16 protein-coding genes are annotated in these 17,659 nt (G+C 75.2%); 5 read left to right on the plus strand and 11 right to left on the minus strand.

Translation table 11 applies throughout. The features are described 5' to 3' along the window. A partial coding sequence (locus tag ACYVI6_RS06865) for a hypothetical protein (protein WP_460445654.1) occupies positions 1-2,367 on the plus strand: 2,367 nt, incomplete at its 5' end. 65 nt (positions 2,368-2,432) lie between these two features. Here ACYVI6_RS06865 and ACYVI6_RS06870 read toward each other — a convergent pair. The 5 genes from ACYVI6_RS06870 to ACYVI6_RS06890 form a co-directional block, all read right to left on the minus strand. Next, on the minus strand, positions 2,433-2,981 hold the full coding sequence (locus ACYVI6_RS06870; protein WP_460445655.1) for a hypothetical protein: 549 nt from the start codon (positions 2,979-2,981) through the stop codon (positions 2,433-2,435). Continuing rightward, complete coding sequence (locus ACYVI6_RS06875) at positions 2,978-3,799, minus strand: hypothetical protein (protein ID WP_460445656.1); 822 nt, start codon at positions 3,797-3,799, stop codon at positions 2,978-2,980. Before ACYVI6_RS06875 ends, ACYVI6_RS06870 begins: the two co-directional genes overlap by 4 nt. 374 nt (positions 3,800-4,173) lie before the next feature. After that, positions 4,174-4,938 carry an ABC transporter ATP-binding protein gene (locus tag ACYVI6_RS06880; RefSeq protein WP_460445657.1) on the minus strand — a complete coding sequence of 255 codons (765 nt, stop codon included), beginning with the start codon at positions 4,936-4,938 and terminating at the stop codon, positions 4,174-4,176. A gap of 10 nt (positions 4,939-4,948) precedes the next feature. Then, positions 4,949-5,389, minus strand: a complete 441-nt coding sequence (locus ACYVI6_RS06885; protein WP_460445658.1) for a hypothetical protein — start codon at positions 5,387-5,389, stop codon at positions 4,949-4,951. 119 nt (positions 5,390-5,508) lie between these two features. Continuing rightward, complete coding sequence (locus ACYVI6_RS06890; RefSeq protein WP_460445659.1) at positions 5,509-6,018, minus strand: GNAT family N-acetyltransferase; 510 nt, start codon at positions 6,016-6,018, stop codon at positions 5,509-5,511. 54 nt (positions 6,019-6,072) lie between these two features. Here ACYVI6_RS06890 and ACYVI6_RS06895 point away from each other — a divergent pair, with 54 nt between their 5' ends. Both ACYVI6_RS06895 and ACYVI6_RS06900 read left to right on the plus strand, forming a co-directional pair. Further along, positions 6,073-7,206, plus strand: coding sequence for an adenosine deaminase (locus ACYVI6_RS06895; RefSeq protein ID WP_460445660.1), 1,134 nt, complete (start codon positions 6,073-6,075; stop codon positions 7,204-7,206). Then, entirely contained in the window at positions 7,206-8,342 is a 1,137-nt protein-coding gene (locus ACYVI6_RS06900; protein WP_460445661.1) for an NAD(P)/FAD-dependent oxidoreductase, read from the plus strand. The genes ACYVI6_RS06895 and ACYVI6_RS06900 overlap by 1 nt, the downstream gene beginning before the upstream one ends. A 3-nt stretch (positions 8,343-8,345) precedes the next feature. Here the strand turns inward: ACYVI6_RS06900 and ACYVI6_RS06905 are convergent, their stop codons facing one another. Further along, entirely contained in the window at positions 8,346-10,616 is a 2,271-nt protein-coding gene (locus ACYVI6_RS06905) for a putative bifunctional diguanylate cyclase/phosphodiesterase (RefSeq protein WP_460445662.1), read from the minus strand. 192 nt (positions 10,617-10,808) lie between these two features. Here ACYVI6_RS06905 and ACYVI6_RS06910 point away from each other — a divergent pair, with 192 nt between their 5' ends. Further along, the gene (locus tag ACYVI6_RS06910; RefSeq protein WP_460445663.1) at positions 10,809-12,521 is read left to right on the plus strand and encodes a peptidase M16 family protein; all 1,713 of its coding nucleotides are present in this window, start codon (positions 10,809-10,811) and stop codon (positions 12,519-12,521) included. Positions 12,522-12,535: 14 nt separating this feature from the next. Here ACYVI6_RS06910 and ACYVI6_RS06915 read toward each other — a convergent pair whose 3' ends face one another. Beyond that, the gene (locus tag ACYVI6_RS06915) at positions 12,536-13,138 is read right to left on the minus strand and encodes a uridine kinase family protein (protein ID WP_460445696.1); all 603 of its coding nucleotides are present in this window, start codon (positions 13,136-13,138) and stop codon (positions 12,536-12,538) included. Positions 13,139-13,249: 111 nt separating this feature from the next. On the opposite strand from ACYVI6_RS06915, the gene ACYVI6_RS06920 reads away from it, so the two are divergent. Then, entirely contained in the window at positions 13,250-13,597 is a 348-nt protein-coding gene (locus tag ACYVI6_RS06920) for a hypothetical protein (protein ID WP_460445664.1), read from the plus strand. Between the two features lie 15 nt (positions 13,598-13,612). On the opposite strand, the gene ACYVI6_RS06925 is transcribed toward ACYVI6_RS06920, so the two are convergent. From ACYVI6_RS06925 to deoC, 4 genes are read right to left on the minus strand one after another with little or no spacing between them, the layout of a single operon-like run. After that, positions 13,613-14,368, minus strand: coding sequence for a GNAT family N-acetyltransferase (locus ACYVI6_RS06925; RefSeq protein WP_460445665.1), 756 nt, complete (start codon positions 14,366-14,368; stop codon positions 13,613-13,615). Continuing rightward, entirely contained in the window at positions 14,365-15,261 is an 897-nt protein-coding gene (locus ACYVI6_RS06930) for an aldehyde dehydrogenase family protein (RefSeq protein WP_460445666.1), read from the minus strand. The genes ACYVI6_RS06925 and ACYVI6_RS06930 overlap by 4 nt, the downstream gene beginning before the upstream one ends. Continuing rightward, the gene (locus ACYVI6_RS06935) at positions 15,251-16,687 is read right to left on the minus strand and encodes an aldehyde dehydrogenase family protein (protein WP_460445667.1); all 1,437 of its coding nucleotides are present in this window, start codon (positions 16,685-16,687) and stop codon (positions 15,251-15,253) included. Before ACYVI6_RS06935 ends, ACYVI6_RS06930 begins: the two co-directional genes overlap by 11 nt. Positions 16,688-16,692: 5 nt before the next feature. Continuing rightward, positions 16,693-17,658 carry a deoxyribose-phosphate aldolase gene (gene deoC, locus ACYVI6_RS06940; RefSeq protein ID WP_460445668.1) on the minus strand — a complete coding sequence of 322 codons (966 nt, stop codon included), beginning with the start codon at positions 17,656-17,658 and terminating at the stop codon, positions 16,693-16,695. Position 17,659 lies beyond the last annotated feature (1 nt).

The raw sequence follows: 17,659 nt of genomic DNA on the forward strand, positions 1-17,659 counted from the left end.
GATGCGGTCGACGGCGACGCCGGCCCGGCGCGGGCGACGCCGGTCAGCCCGAGCGTGCTGCCCGGCGGCGGGGCGGGGGTGCTGCTGACCGACGAGGCGCGGGCCGCCGCAGCGAGCACCGCGGACGTCGCGTCGGTCGCCGCCGACCCCGAGCACGCGGTGCTGGCGGGGCACAAGGTCTACACGGTGCAGAAGCCGGACGGCCGGTACCACGACAACCTCTGGGACATCGCCGAGCGGCACCTCGGCGACGGCCGCCGCTACAAGGAGATCTACCAGCTGAACGAGGGTCGCGAGCAGCCCGACGGCCGCCGCCTCGAGCTGAGCCGGCTCATCCAGCCCGGCTGGCAGCTGATCATGCCGGACGACGCCACCGGGCTGCACCGGGCCGCCGTCCACCACGAGGCGCGGTCGAGCAGCGCGCTGCGCGAGGTCGCCGAGGCCGACGCGGCGGCGGCGCACGCCCAGGGCGCGGCGTTCCACCTCGAGGACTCGAGCCCGGCGACGTCCGACGGGGCGGCCGGCGGATCGAGCGCCGGGTCGACCGCGGCGTCGGACGACGCGCTAGTCGGTGGCCTGACCGGTGGCGGCCTGCTGGCGGCCGGGCTGCTGGCGACGCTGTGGCGCTCGCGGCGCCGGCCCGGCACCGACGTCGACGACGAGCAGTCGCTGGCCACCGAGGCCGCGCTGCGGGTCGGCGCCGACCTCGACCGGGCCCGCGGGGTCGACGCGACCCTGCGCCGGCTCGCCGAGGCGTGCGCGGCCGAGGACCTGCCGCTGCCCGGCGTGTTCGCCGTCCGCGTCGAGTCGGCCCGCGTCGAGCTGCTGCTCGCACCGGCCCGCGACCGCGCACCCCACGGCTGGGAGGTCGTCGGCGACGGCTACTGCTGGGCCACCGAGCTCGACCCCGCCGACGCCGCGTCCGCGTCGACACCGGCCCCGTTCCCCAGCCTGGTCAGCGTCGGCCGCGACGGCGACGGTCGTGACGTCATGCTCGTGCTCGACGCTGCGACCGGCCCGGTGACGCTCACCGGCGACCCGGCCACGGTGGCCGACGTCGGCGTGGCCATGGCGGTCTCGCTGGCGACCAGCCCCTGGGGGCGCGACCTCACCGTCGGCGTGCACGGCCTGCCCGCCGACGTCCTGGCCCTCGCACCCGAGCGCTTCGAGCCGGTCGACGACGCGGCGGCCGTGACGGCGGCGCTCGCCGAGGCGGTCGAGCAGCGGCACGCCGGCGACGGCGTGCTGTCCGGTGGCGCCCGGCGCGAGGGCGGCCGGCTGCTGGTGCTGGCCACCGACCCGGGCCGCGAGGCCCTGGCCCCGCTGCTCACCGCGGGCGGCCGCCAGGCCTCGGGCGTGCTGGTCGCGGCGGAGGTGCCGGGTGCGACCTGGCGGCTGCACGTCGACGAGGCCGGCACCGTCGACATCGCGCCGCTCGACCTGCGCGTCACGGGCTACCGCCTCGACGAGCCGACCGTCTCGGCGCTCGCGAGCCTGCTCACCGCCGCCCGCGACGAGCCGGCGGCGCCCGTGCCGACCGGCACCCGGTTCACGGTGCCCCCGGTCGACGCGATGGTCGACGACGCGACGTGGCTCGCCGCGCCCAACCGCATCGACCTGCTCGGTGCGCCGCAGGCACGCGCGACCGGTGCGCTCGACCCGTCGCGGATCCCGCTCGCCACCGAGGTCGTCGCGTTCCTCGCGGTGCACCGCGAGGGCGTGCACCCCACGGTGCTCGGCGGAGCGCTCTGGCCGCGCGGTGTGACGCCGGACGTGCGCGACGCGACGGTCGCCCGGGTGCGCGACTGGCTGGGCGACGACGAGCGCGGCGGTGCCCTGCTGCGCGAGCTGCCCGACGGGCGGCTGCAGCTGTCGAGCGACGTGCCCTCCGACTGGGACGTCGTCCGCACCCTGGCGCTGCGCGCCCGCGACGAGCGCGACCCGGCCAAGGAGGCCGACCTGCTGCGTCGTGCCCTGCGGGTGGTGCGCGGACCGCTGCTCACCGGGGCGCCGCAGGGTCGCTACAGCTGGGTGGTGCGCACCCGCCTCGAGCGGACCGTGCCCGAGCTGGTGGTGGCGCTGGCGCACCGGATGGCCGAGCTGCTGCACGACGACGACCCGGCGGGTGCGCAGTCCGCCGCCGCCTCGGGGCTGCGCATGGCGCCGCGCGAGCAGCTGCTCTGGCGTGACGTACTGCGCGCGGCGCACGCCCGCGACCTCACCGACCCGAGCGGCGGCGCCGCGCTGCTGCCCGCGGCGGTGCACCGGCTGCGCTCGGTGCTCGCCGACCTCGACGTCCCGCTGGAGTCGGAGACCGAGGCGCTCATCGAGGAGCTCGAGCCGGGCCTGCTCGCGCGCGAGGCGTAGCGCGACGGCCGCTGCGGTGCGGGGCCCGTGTGCTGCATCAACCCAGGAGCACCCCGCACCGCCCGCTAGGTCGTCGGCGCGCGCGGCCCGCGGAGCACCAGCACCGTGGCGGCCACGAGCCACCCGAGCAGCAGCAGCCACCACGGTGCCTGCACCAGGCGGCTCGTGACCGGCTGTGCCGGGCCGTTGTCGGACATCAGGGCCGCCAGTCCGGCGAGCAGTGGGATGCTCCAGCCGAGGTCGCCGAACGCGGCGACGCTCAGCAGGCCGATGGTCGTGAGCACGAGCAGCAGGCGCAGCAGCGGTCCGATCGGCTCGCCGACGCCGGTCAGGGTCGGCAGCAGGGTGACGACGCCGAGTGCGGTGCCGCCGAGCACGCGCACCACGCGCAGGCCGTGCTCCCGCGGCAGCGTCGGCTCGAGGTCGGGGAACGCCGCGTACGGGGTCAGCACCACGACCGCGGACACGAGGGTGGTCAGCAGCGGCACCGGCACCCGGTCCTGCACCAGCGGGACAGAGATCGCGTCCTGCCGCCCGAGCCAGGTCGCCAGCGCCACAGCGGCGGCCGACGCGGCTGCGAGGGGCCAGCGGTGCGCCACCAGCCGAGCCTTCATGGCTGTGCGCCAGCCGTCGCGAGGGGACAGGTCGACAGCGCTGCGTACGCCGCCTTCACCTCCGCCGGTGCTGGCGGGACCACCGGCGCGTCCAGCACGTGCGTGACCCAGTCCATGACGCGTGAGACGTCGTTCAGCAGCGCCTCGTCGCCGGGGTCGCCGAAGCCGGCGCACATCCTCGGCCGCCCGAGCGCGAGCCCGATCTCGTCGGCCGAGAGGCGTTCGTCCACGAAGGTCTCAGGAGACACCTCGACGACGCCACTACCTGTCGGGTCGACGGCTCCGTCCTCGTAGCGGTACCGCATCTGCCACGCGATGCCGCTCGGTCCCAGTCGATCGATCGCGTCAGCGAGACTGCGCTGGGTCAGTCGGAGCACGGTTCCGCCGTCCGTCGGCCCGCAGACCACCACGCTGGTGCCTGTGCAGGTCGTGCCCCACCCGGCGTCGACGTACGCCTCACGATCACCTTGGCGGTCCTGTGCGACGCCCGCGACGACCAGGACCAGGGCCGTCACCACCGCCACTGCACGCGGCCAGGTGACCACCGATGTCCCGGCTACCGCGACCGACAGGCTGGCGAGCGCGAGGGCCATGTGCACGACGACCGCACCGATGACGAGCACGGGGTCGGGGCGCAAGCCGATCAGGGTGCCCACCGCGTCGCCCGGGCGGAACAGGTCGGGGCCGTTGCCGAGACCGAACAGGGCGAGCAGGTACGTGGCGATCGTGGCGACCGGCCCGGCGGCGAGGTTCGGCAGCAGTGCCCCGACCATGGTGCCGAGCGCGGTGCCCGCCGCCAGGGCGACGGGGGGCTGCACCAGCTCGAGCGGGTCGGGTGCACCGCCGGGTGCGTGTCCCAAGACCCGGACGGCGACCACGAGGACGGCGACCAACCAGGCGCACACGTGCACGATCCAGGTGCTCGCGGCCGACGCGAGCAGGCCCCGTTGACCTCGGGGCGCAGCGGCAGCCAGCGACGTGAGCGTCGGGTGCGCGAGCCGGGCCCGGTCGTGCGCGGCGAGCCCGGCGGCGACGACAGCGAGCAGCCCTGCGGCAGAGCCGGCACGCTCCAGCCCCCAGCCCCACTCGTACTGCCAGCCGCCGCGGCTGTAGACCACGACGAGCGCGAACGCGACCAGGGCGGGGAACGCCCTCGCGGCGGTGCACCGTCGCATCCAGATGCTGAGCGCGGTCATCGCGTCTCCTCTCCGTCGACGAGGCGGAGCAAGCCGGCCTCCAGCCGTCGCGCCTGCACGACGTCCGATGGAGCCAGCTCGGCCAGCTCCGTCAGGGTCCCGTCGAACACGAACGCACCGTCGTGCAGGACCAGCACGCGGTCAGCGAGGTCGACGACGTCCTCGAGCACGTGGCTGCTGAGCAGCACCGTCCCATCGAGCCGTGAGAGCAGCTCGACCATCGTGCGGCGCTGCCGCGGGTCGAGGCCGGTGCTCGGCTCGTCGAGCAGCAGCACCGACGGCCGGGTGGCCACCGCCTGCGCCAGGGCGAGCCGACGCACCATGCCACCGGACAGCGAACGCACCTTGTCTCGGGCCCGGGGTGCCAGCCCCACCTGGCCCAGCGCCTCGCGCGCCTGCGTGCGTGCCGTTCGCCCGTCGGCCCCGCGGGTCCAGGCGAGGTACTCCACCACTTCCGTGGCGGTCATGCCGCCGGGGAAACGAGCCGCCTGCGGCATGAGTGCCACAGAACGCAGCGCGCGAGTGCGGCTGCGGTAGGCGTAAGGGTCGAGGCCGTTGATCAGCACCTGCCCACCGCGCGGCCGAAGCCCGCCGGCTGCGGCCGTCAACAGCGTCGTCTTCCCGGCGCCGTTGACACCAACCAGGGCCGTGACCCCTGGGTGGAGGTCGGCACGAAGGCCGCGGAGCACAGGGCAGCGACCACGGCGCACGGCCAGGTCCGTGAATGCCAGCCCGGCCCCTTCGAGTTCTGCGAGAGCCATCGGCGGCTTGTCAGAGGCCGCCGGACTTCTGTCCCGAGCAAGGATCGGGTGCCCAGTCACGGTCGATACAGACCTTGGTGTACCCCGTCCAGCCCGTCAGCACGGTCGGGTAGTCCTGAGTCTTCGTCAGGGGGGCGAAGAACGTGCCCCCGTCGCTTCGACGCCCTGTCTGGATGCGTACTGCGTCCTGACCGCGATAGGCGTTGCCCTGCGAGTAGGCGCGGCCATCCTTCTTCACGAGATCACGGGCCCTCGTGTCGAGGACGAGGGCGTTCGATCCCCGACGGCTCAGGTGGCCGTACGACTGCCCACGCAGCGTGCCTTCGTCCCTGACGGACAGCGGCGCCCCCTCGCTCGCGAACGTGTAGGCCTGGGCCGTGGTGGCGCCGCAGATGACGGCGGCGGTGGCGACTGCGCCTGCTCGGAGTGCGCGTCGGATCGTGGTGCTCACGGATTGCCCCTGCTGGTCGTCACGAAGTCACGTGCTTCTTGTCGTGCGTCAAGTCGACGCGATGACAGAACCTAACAGTTCGGCAACACACGGAGAAAGTTATCCACAGGCCGCGGGCGTCACGGGATCCAGAAGCGGCGGTGCCGTCCGCCCTCCGCGTCGACGGTGGGGGTGCTCTCGACGCCGCCGCCGCGCAGGAGGACGGCGGCGGACGCGAGGTTGTCGTCGTCGCAGACGACGAGGACGCGGTCGACGCCCTCGGATCGTGCGACGACGAGCGACTGGCGCAGCATCTCGCCGGCGTACCCGCGTCGCCGGTGCGCGGGCCGGACGCCGTACCCGACGTGCCCGCCGAACTGCTCGAGCCAGTCGTTCAGCGCGAAGCGGATCGAGACCCGGCCGACCACCTCGTCGCCGACGCACGCCAGCAGGAACGCCGCGCGCACCCGACCGGCGGGCAGGTCGATCCCGCGCCGCAGCCGCTCGTGCATCGCGACGTGGTCGACCCACGGCGCGCTCGGGTCGTGGTCGAGCAGGAAGCTGAAGTCGTCGGCGGCCAGCTCGGCGTGAGCGGCGAGCGCGGCCTCCTCGTCGTCGAGCCGGAGCGGGCGCAGTCGCAGGTCGGTCACCCGGGGAGCCTGCCAGCAGGTGGGTCGTCGGTGCCTCCCGATATGTTCGACGGCGTGAGCCAGCCCGTGATCTCCGACCTCGTCCGACGCGCGCCGAAGGTGCTGCTGCACGACCACCTGGACGGCGGGTTGCGACCGGCCACGGTGATCGAGCTCGCGGAGGCGAGCGGCTACCAGGGCCTGCCGACGCACGACGCCGAGCAGCTGGGCACCTGGTTCCGCGAGGCCGCCGACTCCGGCTCGCTGGTGCGCTACCTCGAGACGTTCGACCACACCGTCGGCGTCATGCAGACGGCCGACGCGCTGGCCCGCGTGGCGAGCGAGTGCGCGCAGGACCTCGCGGCCGACGGCGTGGTCTACGCCGAGCTGCGGTACGCCCCTGAGCAGCACCTCGCGGGGGGACTGGCGCTCGACGAGGTCGTCGAGGCGGTGCAGCACGGGCTCGACGAGGGCACCCGGCTCGCCGCCGAGGCCGGGCACCCGATCCGCGTGGGCACCCTGCTGACGGCCATGCGGCACGCCGCGAACGGGCTCGAGATCGCGCGGCTCGTGGTGCGCTACCGCGACGCCGGCGCCGTCGGGTTCGACATCGCCGGCGCCGAGGCGGGCTTCCCGCCCACCCGCCACCTCGACGCGTTCGAGTACCTGCGCCGGGAGAACGCGCACTTCACCATCCACGCCGGCGAGGCGTTCGGGCTGCCGAGCATCTGGGAGGCGATCCAGTGGTGCGGCGCCGACCGGCTGGGTCACGGCGTCCGCATCGTCGACGACCTGCGCGTCGGCTCGCGCCCCTACGGCACCGACGTCGAGGCGGACGCCGCAGCCGACGTCCGCGACGTGACCATGGGGCGGCTCGCGGCCTACGTGCGTGACAAGCGCATCCCGCTCGAGCTGTGCCCCTCGTCGAACGTGCAGACCGGTGCGGCGCCGTCGGTCGCGGCGCACCCGATCGGGCTGCTGCGCCGGCTCGGGTTCCGCGTCACCGTCAACACCGACAACCGGCTGATGAGCGGCACGTCGATGAGCCGCGAGATGCAGCTGCTGGTCGACGAGCTCGGCTGGACGCTCGACGACCTGCGCTGGGTGACGGTCAACGCCATGAAGAGCGCGTTCATCGGCTTCGACGAGCGGCTGGCGCTCATCGAGGACGTCGTGAAGCCGGGCTACCGCGCGCTCGGCGGCTCGTAGTGGAGCAGGTCGACGTCGCCGTCGTGGGTGCCGGACCGGCGGGGGTGGCCGCTGCGGCCGCGGCCCGGCAGGCCGGCGCGTCGGTGGTGCTGCTCGACCGCCATGCGTTTCCGCGCGACAAGTCGTGCGGTGACGGCATCGCCGCCGAGGGCCTCGACCAGCTCGCGGCGCTCGGGGTCGACGTCCGGGCCGTGACGGCCGGATACCCCGTGCTGCACCGCATCCGGCTCACCTCGCCCGGTGGCTCGGTGGTCGACGGCCGCATGCACCGGTCGGTGCACGTGATCCCGCGCGAGGTGCTCGACGCCCGGCTGGTGGGGGAGGCGGTGCGGCTGGGCGCCGAGCTGCGGCAGCACCGGGTGCGCTCGCTCGTGGCGGACGCCGACGGCGTGACCCTCGACGGGACGCTGCGGGCGAGCGTCGTGATCGGCGCGGACGGCGCGGAGTCGGTGGTGCGGCGACTGGTCGACCGCCCGCACCAGCAGGCCACCCGGACGGCGATCGCGATCCGCGGCTACGCGGCCGCCTCGCCGCAGTGGCCGGGCACCCAGGTCATCGTGATGACCGACGCGCACTGGCCGGCGTACGCGTGGACGTTCCCCATCGGTGACGGCCGGGCGAACGTCGGGTACGGGCAGCTGCTGCAGGGCCCGCCGTTGTCGCGCGCCGAGCTGCTCGTCGGTCTGGACCGCCTGCTGCCCGACCTCGGCCCGATCGAGGGTCTGCGCGCCGCCCATCTGCCGCTCTCGCCGGGCCGTGCCGCGGTGCGCGACGGTCGGGTGCTGCTCGTCGGCGACGCCCTCGGCCTGGTGAACCCACTCAGCGGCGAAGGCATCTCGTACGCCGTCATCTCGGGCGCGCTCGCCGGCCGCGCCGCCACGATGCCTGGCGACCCGGGCACGACCTACCGCCGTGCCCTGAAGGTGCGGCTCGGCCGGCACCTGCGCGACGCCGCCCTCATGCACCGCCTCAACCGCTGGCCGTCGGTGCTCGACGCCGGCGTGCGCGCCGCGGCCGACGACGACGAGATGTTCCAGAGCCTCGTCCGCTTCGGCCTCGCCGACGGCGGCGTCACCCTGCGCGCCCTGCGCGGGACGGTCCGCGAGCTGAGCCACGGGGCAGCCGGCTCCCGCTGAGCGTCAGCGCACGCCGTCGAGCAGCGCGGCGGCCGCGTGGTCGTCGAGCCAGTCGAGGGCGTCGTCGGCGGGGGTGGGGCGGCGGTGCAGCGGACCCTCGCTGGCGTCGACGCCGACGTCGTGCAGGAAGGCGAGCTGCTCGACGCGCTCGACGCCCTCGGCGACGGTGGCGAGGCCGAGCTGGCGGGCGATGCCGGTCATGGCGGCGACGATCGAGCGGTCGGTGACGCTGTCGGGGCAGCCGTCGACGAAGGAGCGGTCGACCTTCAGCAGGTCGACGGGCAGCGACTGCAGGGTGGCCAGGGCGGCGTAGCCGGCGCCGAACTCGTCGAGGGCCAGGCCGGCGCCGGCGGCACGCAGCGCCTGCAGCGTCTCGAGCACGGTGGGCCGGTCGGTGACGGCGGACTCGGTGACCTCGAGCACCAGCTGGCGCGGCTCGAGGTCGTGGTCGGCGACGGCGTCGCGCACGAGGTCGACGCAGCGCGGGTCGGTCAGCTGGCCCGCGGTCAGCGGCACGTGCACCGCGACGCGACGTCCGGTGCGGCGCAGGTGCTCCTGCGCGAGGCCGCCCGCCGTGCGCAGCACGAGCGTCAGCAGCCGGTGCCCGAGGCCGACCTGGTCGACGACGGGCAGGAACGCCGACGCCTCGAGCGGACCGCGGGTGGGGTGCTGCCAGCGCAGCACGCTCTCGACCGCGCTGCAGCGCCCGTCGGCGCTCAGCACCGGCTGGAAGAGCACCTGCACGGCGTCGGTCTCGACCGCCTCGACCACCGACTGCTCGAACGCCGCCTGCTGCTCGCTGCTGGGCAGCTCGGTCGTGAACACCTGCACGCGGTTCTTGCCCTGCGCCTTCGCGGCGTACATCGCGGCGTCCGCGCGGTGCATCAGGGCGTCGGCGTCGACGCCCTCGGTCCAGTGGGCCACGCCGACGCTCACCCCGACGCGGGCCTGACCGCCGGGCAGCTGCACGGGGCTCGACAGCAACCGCACCAGGCGCTCGGCCTTGTGCGCGGCGCCGGCTTCGGTCGACTCGACGAGCAGGACGGCGAACTCGTCGCCGCCGAGGCGCGCGCACACGTCGTGGTTGCGGACGGCGCCGCGCAGCCGGTCGGCCACCTGACGCAGCAGCTCGTCGCCTGCGGCGTGGCCCATGCCGTCGTTGACCAGCTTGAAGTCGTCGAGGTCGAGGAACAGCAGGCTCAGCGAGTGGGTGGAACGCACCGCCTGGCCGAGCAGCTGGTCGAACGTCTTGCGGTTCGTGAGGCCGGTGAGGCCGTCCTGGTGGGCCTGCGTCGCGAGGTCGCGGTGCCGGTCGCTGCTGCGCAGGGCGAGCGCGACCTGGTTGAGCATCGAGCGCACGGCCACCACGGCGTCACCGGAGACCGACCCCGGCGCGCCGAGCAGCATCCAGCGCTCGTCCTGCTCGGGCACGGCCATCGCCAGCCACGACAGCGCGCGCGCCGCCGGCGGCATCCACGCGACGTCCGGCAGCGGCACCGGCTCGCCGCAGCCGGTCGCGACGGGCAGCACCGCCGTCGCCACCCGCTCGGGCAGGTCGACGTCACCGGCCTGCCCGCCGACCACGAGCCCAGCGCCGTCGGCGTCGACGATCGCGGCGCGCAGCCCGGGGGTCGCGGCACACACCTCGGCCGCGGTGCGCCAGGCGTGCTCGAGCACTGCCGTGCGGTCGGTGACGCCGAGCAGCCGGGTGCCCAGCCGCACCAGCGCGGCGTCGCGCAGCTGCGACTGCTCGCGGGCGATCAGGCCGAGCCCGAGGTAGCGGGCGACGGCGACGATGAGCAGGTACTCCGGCAGCACGCCGAGCACCGGTCCGAACGCCGTGCGGCCGACGTGGCCGGGCACCAGGTGCCAGGTCAGCGTGGCCGTCGTCAGGGCGCCGACGCCGAGCAGCGCGTACCGGACGACGCCCCGGTTGGTGCCGAAGAGGGCGCGCAGCCACGCGGCGGGGAACACCCACCCGAACGCGACCTGCGGGTACGGCGCGGCCAGCGTGAAGAGCAGGGTGCCGAGCGCCTCGACGACGTCGAGCTGCCAGCCGGCACGACCGAGCCGGTGCCGCAGCACCTGGCAGGTCACGACCGCCGCGGCGCCGAGCAGCACGCCCGCCACGGCGACACCACTGCCGTGCACCGCCGGGGGCATGGTGATGGCGATGGCCAGCAGCCCGCCCAGCAGGAAGAGCAGCCGCGTCTGCTGCACCAGACCGCGCTCGCGGAACGCCTCGGCCGACAGCAGCCTGGGCACTCCGCGCACGTCACGCTCCCTGTCAGCCGTCGCCGGCCGGGTGGCCGCACGAGTCACAGGGTAGCCATCGGTTGTCACACAGCAGCACGCGATCGGCCGACCGGGTGACGTGGCGGGCTCGTGCCCGCCTCCGGCGACGCGGTCGGGCGCGGATCGGTGTGAACGGGCCCGCGGACGGCCCGCCGGCCCTAGGCTCCGTCCGTGGTCACGGGGGGACCGGCGCTGCGCCGCGACGAGGTCGACGGCGTGCCGACCTTCTGGGTGCCGGCCGAGGGGCCGCTGCGGGCGAGCCTGGTCTTCCGCACCGGGCAGGCCGACGAGCCGCTGCCGCGCCGCGGCCTCACCCACCTCGTCGAGCACCTCGCCCTGCACGGGCGCGACAGCGTGCGCCGACCGGTGAACGGGTCGGTGTCGCTGCTGCACACCCGCTTCGACGTCATGGGGGAGCCGGACGAGGTGGCCGAGCTGCTCACCGACGTCGCGGCGTGGCTCGCCGAGCCCCGGCTCGAGCACCTCGACCACGAGGCGGCGGTCCTGCGCGCCGAGGGCCGGCAGCGCGGCACGGGGGCGGTCGCCGACCACCTGCTGTGGCGCTTCGGGGCCACCGGCCCGGGCGTCGCGGCGTGGACGGAGCTCGGCCTGCAAGCGGTGACGCCGGACGACGTGCGGGCGCACGCACGCGCGGTGTTCACGCGCGGCGACGTCGCGCTGGCGCTGTCGGGCCCGCCACCTGGCGGGCTGCGCCTGCGGCTGCCCGACGGCCCGCGACGGCCGGTGCCCGAGGCGGTGCCCTGCCCGCAGCAGCTGCCCGGGTGGTTCCCGGGGCCCTCCGCGTCGGTGAGCCTGTCCGGCCTGGTCGCCCGCAGCAGCGCGGCCCTGGTGTTCCTGCGTTCGCTGCAGCGCGCCCTGCAGGGCGACCTGCGCGGCCGGACGGCCAGCACGTACCACGTGCAGGGGTCGTACGACCCGGTGTCCGCCGAGCGCGCCACCCTGACGTGGTCCGGTGACGTGCTGCCGGAAGGGCGCGACGGACTGGTCGAGCGGCTGGCCGACCTGGTGGCGCAGGCCTGCCTCGCCGACCACGAGGACCCCGAGCTGGCCGACGACCTCGACGCCACCGTGCGCGAGATGCGCCGTCCCGAGACGCTGGCGTGGCAGGCCTGGGCCAGCGCCGAGCAGCACCTGCTCGACGGCACGACGACCGAGGTCGACGAGCTCGCCGAGGAGGTGCTCGCCGTCACGCAGGCCGACCTGCGTTCCCTCGCGACCGAGGTGTCGCTCTCGCTCCTCGTCGGCGCGCCCGACGGTCCGGAGCGCGACGACCCGTCGGCCAGGGTGCGCCGGCTCTGGATGGACCCGGGCCCGCTGCTCGGTGGTCGCGACCACGTCATGGTCGACGCGCCGCTGGACACCTCGCTGGTGCGGGTCGGCGACGGGTACCTGGCGATGCTGGAGCCGGGCGGCGGGCACGTGGCGGCGGTGCTGTCGGAGGCGGCGGCGGTGCTGCGGTACCCCGACGGCGGACGCCGGGTGGTGCGGGCCGACGGGTACGACGTTCGGCTGGAGCCGTCGCTGCTGCGGCAGGGCGAGGACGCTGTCCGCGCGTTCGACGCCGGCACGCCGCCCGGGCTCGTCGTGCTGGCCGACCCTCGTGACGAGCGCGAGGTGCCGCAGCCGGAGGGGCACGGCCGCCGCGACCGCGCACGATGGTGGCTGCGCACCCGCCGTCCGTTGCTGGTGCGGGTCGCCGTCCTGGTGGGGCTGGCGGTGGTCGCACTGGGTGGCACGGCCGTCGCCCTGGTCACGAACCACTCACCGGGCCCGTTCCTGGCGCTGCCGCTGGTCTACGCGTTCGTGCAGCGCGTCTCGGGTGGCGACGGCGCGGGCAGCGGACGCCGCCGCGGACGCCGGTAGCAGCGTCCGCCCGCTCAGACCGCGGCGAGGGCCCGGATGCGGGCGAGCGCCTCGCGCGGCGTGCAGGGGACGGCGCCGAGCGAGACCTGCCGGGCGACGACGCGCGGCTCGGCGCGCAGCAGGCCCAGCCCGCGGCGCACGAGGGTGAGCGGCGGCTTGCGGTGCTCGTGCAGGTCGCGGGCCAGCCGGCGGGCGAACGTCACCACGGGCCGGTGGGTCAGGCACAGCGCGTCGGCGAGCACCCCGGCCTCGCTGAGGGCCGGCACCGCCTCGGCGGCGAAGATGCCCTCGGCGACGACCAGCGGTGCGCCCTGCAGCTCGAGCCGGCCGTGCCCGGTGACGCGCGAGGTGGGGATGTCGTACTCGGGCACGTCGGCGGCGCCGTCCGTGCACAGCCGCACCATCGTGGCGACCGCGCGGTCGCGGTCCCACGAGGCCGGGTCGTCCCAGTCGACGATGCCGAAGGCGCGGGGCAGGGCCGGGTCGTCGCCGTCGCGGTAGAAGTCGTCGAGCCGCAGCACCGGCAGCCCCAGCCGGGCGGCGAGGTGCGACTTGCCGCTGCCCGACGGACCGGCCAGCACCACGACCCGCGCAGCCGGTGCGGGTGCCACCGACAGCCCGTCGACGGACAGGGGCCGGGCTCGGTGCCGCAGTGCGTCGCTCACAGACGACGATTCTCGCAGACCGCGCGGGTGGTGCGGCAGGCCCGGACGGCGCATCCTGATGACATGGGCGACGACGCCGGCCGCGGGGAGTCCCTGCGGCGCGCCGTCGTGGCGCTCGCCGGGGCGCTCGGGGCCCGTCGCCTGCCCCCGCCGCCGCCCCGGCACCAGCCGCTCGAGCGGGTCGTCGTGCGGCTGCACGCGCTCGACGCCGAGATGGGCCGGCTGTGCGTCTGCGACACCCGCACCCCCGCGATCTACGCACGGCTGCTCGCGGCGCGGCTCGCGTACGACGGGCTGCTGGCCGAGGCCTGCCTGGTGCTCGGGCTCGACGAGCCTGGCCCGCCGCCGCTCGACGGCGTCGCGCGGCTCGAGGTCGAGGCGGGGCTGACCGCCGCCGGCCTGCGCTGGTAGGCGCCCGGTCGTGGTTCAGGTCGGGCGGGTCGCGGTCGTGACCGCGCCGATCTCCTCGAACCCCAGCCGCCGGTAGAGCGCGCGGGGGAAGTCGTCGCGGTCGGCCTCCAGCCAGGTGAACGCCGCCCCGGCGGCGCGCGCCGTCTCGACCGCATGGCCCACGACCGCCCGCGCCAGGCCGCGGCCACGGGCGGCCGGCTCGGTGACGACGTCCTCGACCTGGCCGAGCAGCGTGCCGTCGACCCGCAGCAGCCGCAGGTCGCACGACGAGACCACGCGCCCCTGCTCGACGACCGCGTGCCACGACAGGTCGCACGCGACGGCCGTCACCAGCCGGCGGTCGGTCAGCTGGTCGGCGGCGTCCGGCGACAGGTCCGGCAGGTCGCGCAGCCAGCCCTCGCGCACCGACGGGCGCACCGTCGCGAACGGCACCTCCCGCGCGTCGCCGGTGGGCAGCGGCGGGCCGTCACCCAGCCGCATCGTCACCGACCGCGACCACTCGAGCCCGTCGGCGCCGACGTCGGGCGGCCCGTCGCCGAGCCAGTCGACCCGCCGGTGGGGGAGCCCGGCCGCGCCGAGCACGTCGTCGGCCGCCGCGAGCGCCTGCGACGACGGCAGCGGCTCGTGCAGCAGCAGGCGGTTGTGCTCGTACGAGGCCGGGTAGAGCGCGTGCCGCACCCCGATGCCGCCCGGCACGTCGACCACCGAGGTGGCCTCGGCCCGGGCCAGCCGCAGCACGAACGCCCGGACGGCGGCGGCGTCGTCGCTCACGTGCCCTTCGGGTGCCACACGGTCTTCGTCTCGACGAAGGCTCGGATCCGCTCCAGACCCGGCGTCACCAGCCAGTCGGGCCCGTCGCCGCCGGCGTCGCCGGGGCGCAGCACCCGCTTGAGGTTGTCGGCGGCGGCGACCTCGAGGTCGGCGCACTCGACGCCGTCCGCGCCGGCGGTGCCGGCCAGGTCGATGGCGTTCACGTCCATGTGCGAGGCCAGCCAGGGCGCCACCTCGGCGGTGCGGCCGGTCAGCACGTTGACGACGCCGCCCGGCACGTCGGACGTCGCGAGCACCTCGCCGAGCGTGACGGCGGGCAGCGGGCGGTGCTCGCTGGCCAGCACCACGACGCTGTTGCCGGTGACGAGCGCCGGCGCCACCACCGAGACCAGGCCGAGCAGCGAGGAGCGCTGCGGCGCGAGCACCGCCACCACGCCCGTCGGCTCGGGCACGCTGATGTCGAAGAACGGCCCGGCCACCGGGTTCAGGCCACCGAGCACCTGCGCCACCTTGTCGGTCCACCCGGCGTACCAGACCCAGCGGTCGACGGCCGCGTCGACGACGGCGTCCGCCTGCGCCGCCGACAGCCCCTCGCCGCGCCGCACCTCGTCGACGAACTGCGCGCGCCGGCCCTCCAGCACCTCGGCCACCCGGTAGAGCACCTGGCCGCGGTTGTACGCCGTCGCCGACGCCCACTTCGCCTGTGCCGCACGGGCAGCGACGACGGCGTCGCGCGCGTCCTTGCGCGAGGCCATGGCCGCGTTCGCGAGGAACCCGCCCTGCGCGTCGGTCACCGGGTACGAGCGACCCGACTCGCTGCGCGGGAACGCGCCACCCACGTACAGCTTGTAGGTCTTGCGCACCTCGAGCCGCGGTGCCTGCTCAGTGGGCAAGGTAGGCCTCCAGCCCGTGGCGGCCGCCCTCGCGGCCGTGTCCCGACTCCTTGTAGCCGCCGAACGGCGAGGCCGGGTCGAACTTGTTGAACGTGTTGGCCCACACCACGCCGGCGCGCAGCCGGTCGGCGGTCCACAGCACGCGCGAGCCCTTGTCCGACCAGACGCCCGCGCTCAGCCCGTACTGCGTGTTGTTGGCCTTCGAGACCGCCTCCTCCGGCGTGCGGAAGGTCAGCACCGACAGCACCGGGCCGAACACCTCCTCGCGGGCGATGCGGTGCGTGCTCGAGACGCCGGTGAAGACGGTCGGCGCGAACCAGTAGCCCGACGTCGGCAGCTCGCAGGCCGGCGACCAGCGGGTGGCACCCTCGGCCTCGCCGGCGTCGACCAGCTCGGTGATCCGGGCCAGCTGCTCGGCGGAGTTGATGGCGCCGACGTCGGTGTTCTTGTCGAGCGGGTCGCCGACGCGCAGCGTGCCGAGGCGGCGCTGCAGCCGCTCGACCACCTCGTCGGCCACGTTCTCCTGCACCAGCAGTCGCGAGCCCGCGCAGCACACGTGCCCCTGGTTGAAGAAGATGCCGGTGACGATGCCCTCGACGGCCTGGTCGACCGGCGCGTCGTCGTACACGATGTTCGCGCCCTTGCCGCCCAGCTCGAGCGTCACGCGCTTGCGGGTGCCGGCGACCGCGCGGGCGATCTGCTTGCCGACCGCGGTCGAGCCGGTGAACGCGATCTTGTCGACGTCGGGGTGCTCGACGAGCGCCTGCCCCGTGGCGCCCGCGCCGGTGACGACGTTGACCACGCCGGGCGGCAGCTCGGCCTGCTGGCAGATCTCGGCGAACAGCAGCGCGCTCAGCGGGGTCGTCTCGGCGGGCTTCAGCACCACCGTGTTGCCGCAGGCCAGCGCCGGCGCGACCTTCCAGGCCAGCATGAGCAGCGGGAAGTTCCAGGGGATCACCTGACCGACGACACCGACCGGCTTCGGGTCGGCGCCGTAGCCGGCGTGCTCGAGCTTGTCGGCCCACCCGGCGTGGTGGAAGAACCACTGCGCGGCGAGCGGGACGTCGACGTCGCGGCTCTCCTTGATCGGCTTGCCGTTGTCGAGGGTCTCGAGCACCGCCAGCTCGCGCGCCCGCTCCTGCAGGATGCGCGCGATGCGGAAGAGGTACTTCGAACGCTCGATGCCCGACAACCTCGACCAGACCTGCTCGTAGGCCCGGCGGGCGGCGCGGACGGCGCGGTCGACGTCCTCGGCACCGCCCTCGGCGACCTCGGCCAGCACCTCCTCCGTCGCGGGGCTGACCGTCTTGAACGACGAGCCGGACGCCGGGTCGACGAACGCGCCGTCGACGAACAGGCCGTACGACGGGCGGATGTCGACGACCGAGCGCGACTCGGGCGCCGGTGCGTACTCGAGCTTGCCCATGGTGATCAGTCCACCGTCACGTAGTCGGGGCCGCTGTAGCGACCGGTGGCGAGCTTCTGGCGCTGCAGCAGCAGGTCGTTCAGCAGGGTCGACGCCCCGAACCGGAACCAGTCCGGGTCGAGCCAGTCGTCGCCGGCCACCTCGCTCACCACGACCAGGTGGCTGATGGCGTCCTTGCTGGTGCGGATGCCGCCGGCGGGCTTCACACCCACCTGGCGTCCGGTGGCCTCGCGGAAGTCGCGCACCGCCTCGAGCATCAGCGTCACGAGCGGGAGCGTGGCGGCGGGCTGCACCTTGCCGGTGCTGGTCTTGATGAAGTCGGCGCCCGCGAGCATCGCGAGCCACGACGCGCGCCGCACGTCGTCGTACCGCGGCAGCTCGCCGGTCTCCAGGATCACCTTGAGGTGCGCGTCGCCGCACACCTGCTTCACGGCGACGATCTCGTCGTGCACCTGCAGGTAGCGGCCCGACAGGAACGCCCCGCGGTCGATGACCATGTCGATCTCGTCGGCCCCGCCCTCGACCGCGTCGCGGACGTCGGCGAGCTTGACCGGCAGCGTGGCCCGGCCGGACGGGAACGCCGTGGCCACCGCGGCGACGTGGATGCCGGTGCCGCGCAGCGCCTCCACGGCGATCGACGCGAGGTCGTTGTAGACGCAGACCGCGGCCACCGTGGGCGTCGACGGGTCGGACGGGTCGGGGTGCGCCGCCTTCGCGCACAGCGCCCGCACCTTGCCGGGGGTGTCGGCGCCCTCGAGCGTGGTGAGGTCGACCATCGAGATCGCCGTGTCGATCGCCCACGCCTTCGACGTCGTCTTGACCGACCGCGTGCGCAGGCCGGCGGCCCGCGACTCGAGGCCGACCTGGTCGACGCCGGGCAGGCCGTGCAGGAACCGCCGCAGGCCGGCGTCGGTCAGCTCGCTGCCGCCGACGACGTCGAGCACGGACGCGTGCTCGGTGACTGTGCTCATG

The sequence above is a fragment of the Angustibacter aerolatus genome (assembly GCF_054776675.1).

Coding starts and splice junctions, on each gene's coding strand:
- ACYVI6_RS06870 (WP_460445655.1), bottom strand. CDS start 2,981: ATGAAGGCTCGGCTGGTGGCGCACCGCTGGCCCCTCGCAGCCGCGTCG.
- ACYVI6_RS06880 (WP_460445657.1), bottom strand. CDS start 4,938: ATGGCTCTCGCAGAACTCGAAGGGGCCGGGCTGGCATTCACGGACCTG.
- ACYVI6_RS06920 (WP_460445664.1), top strand. CDS start 13,250: ATGGGCGACGACGCCGGCCGCGGGGAGTCCCTGCGGCGCGCCGTCGTG.
- ACYVI6_RS06935 (WP_460445667.1), bottom strand. CDS start 16,687: ATGGGCAAGCTCGAGTACGCACCGGCGCCCGAGTCGCGCTCGGTCGTC.
- deoC (WP_460445668.1), bottom strand. CDS start 17,658: ATGAGCACAGTCACCGAGCACGCGTCCGTGCTCGACGTCGTCGGCGGC.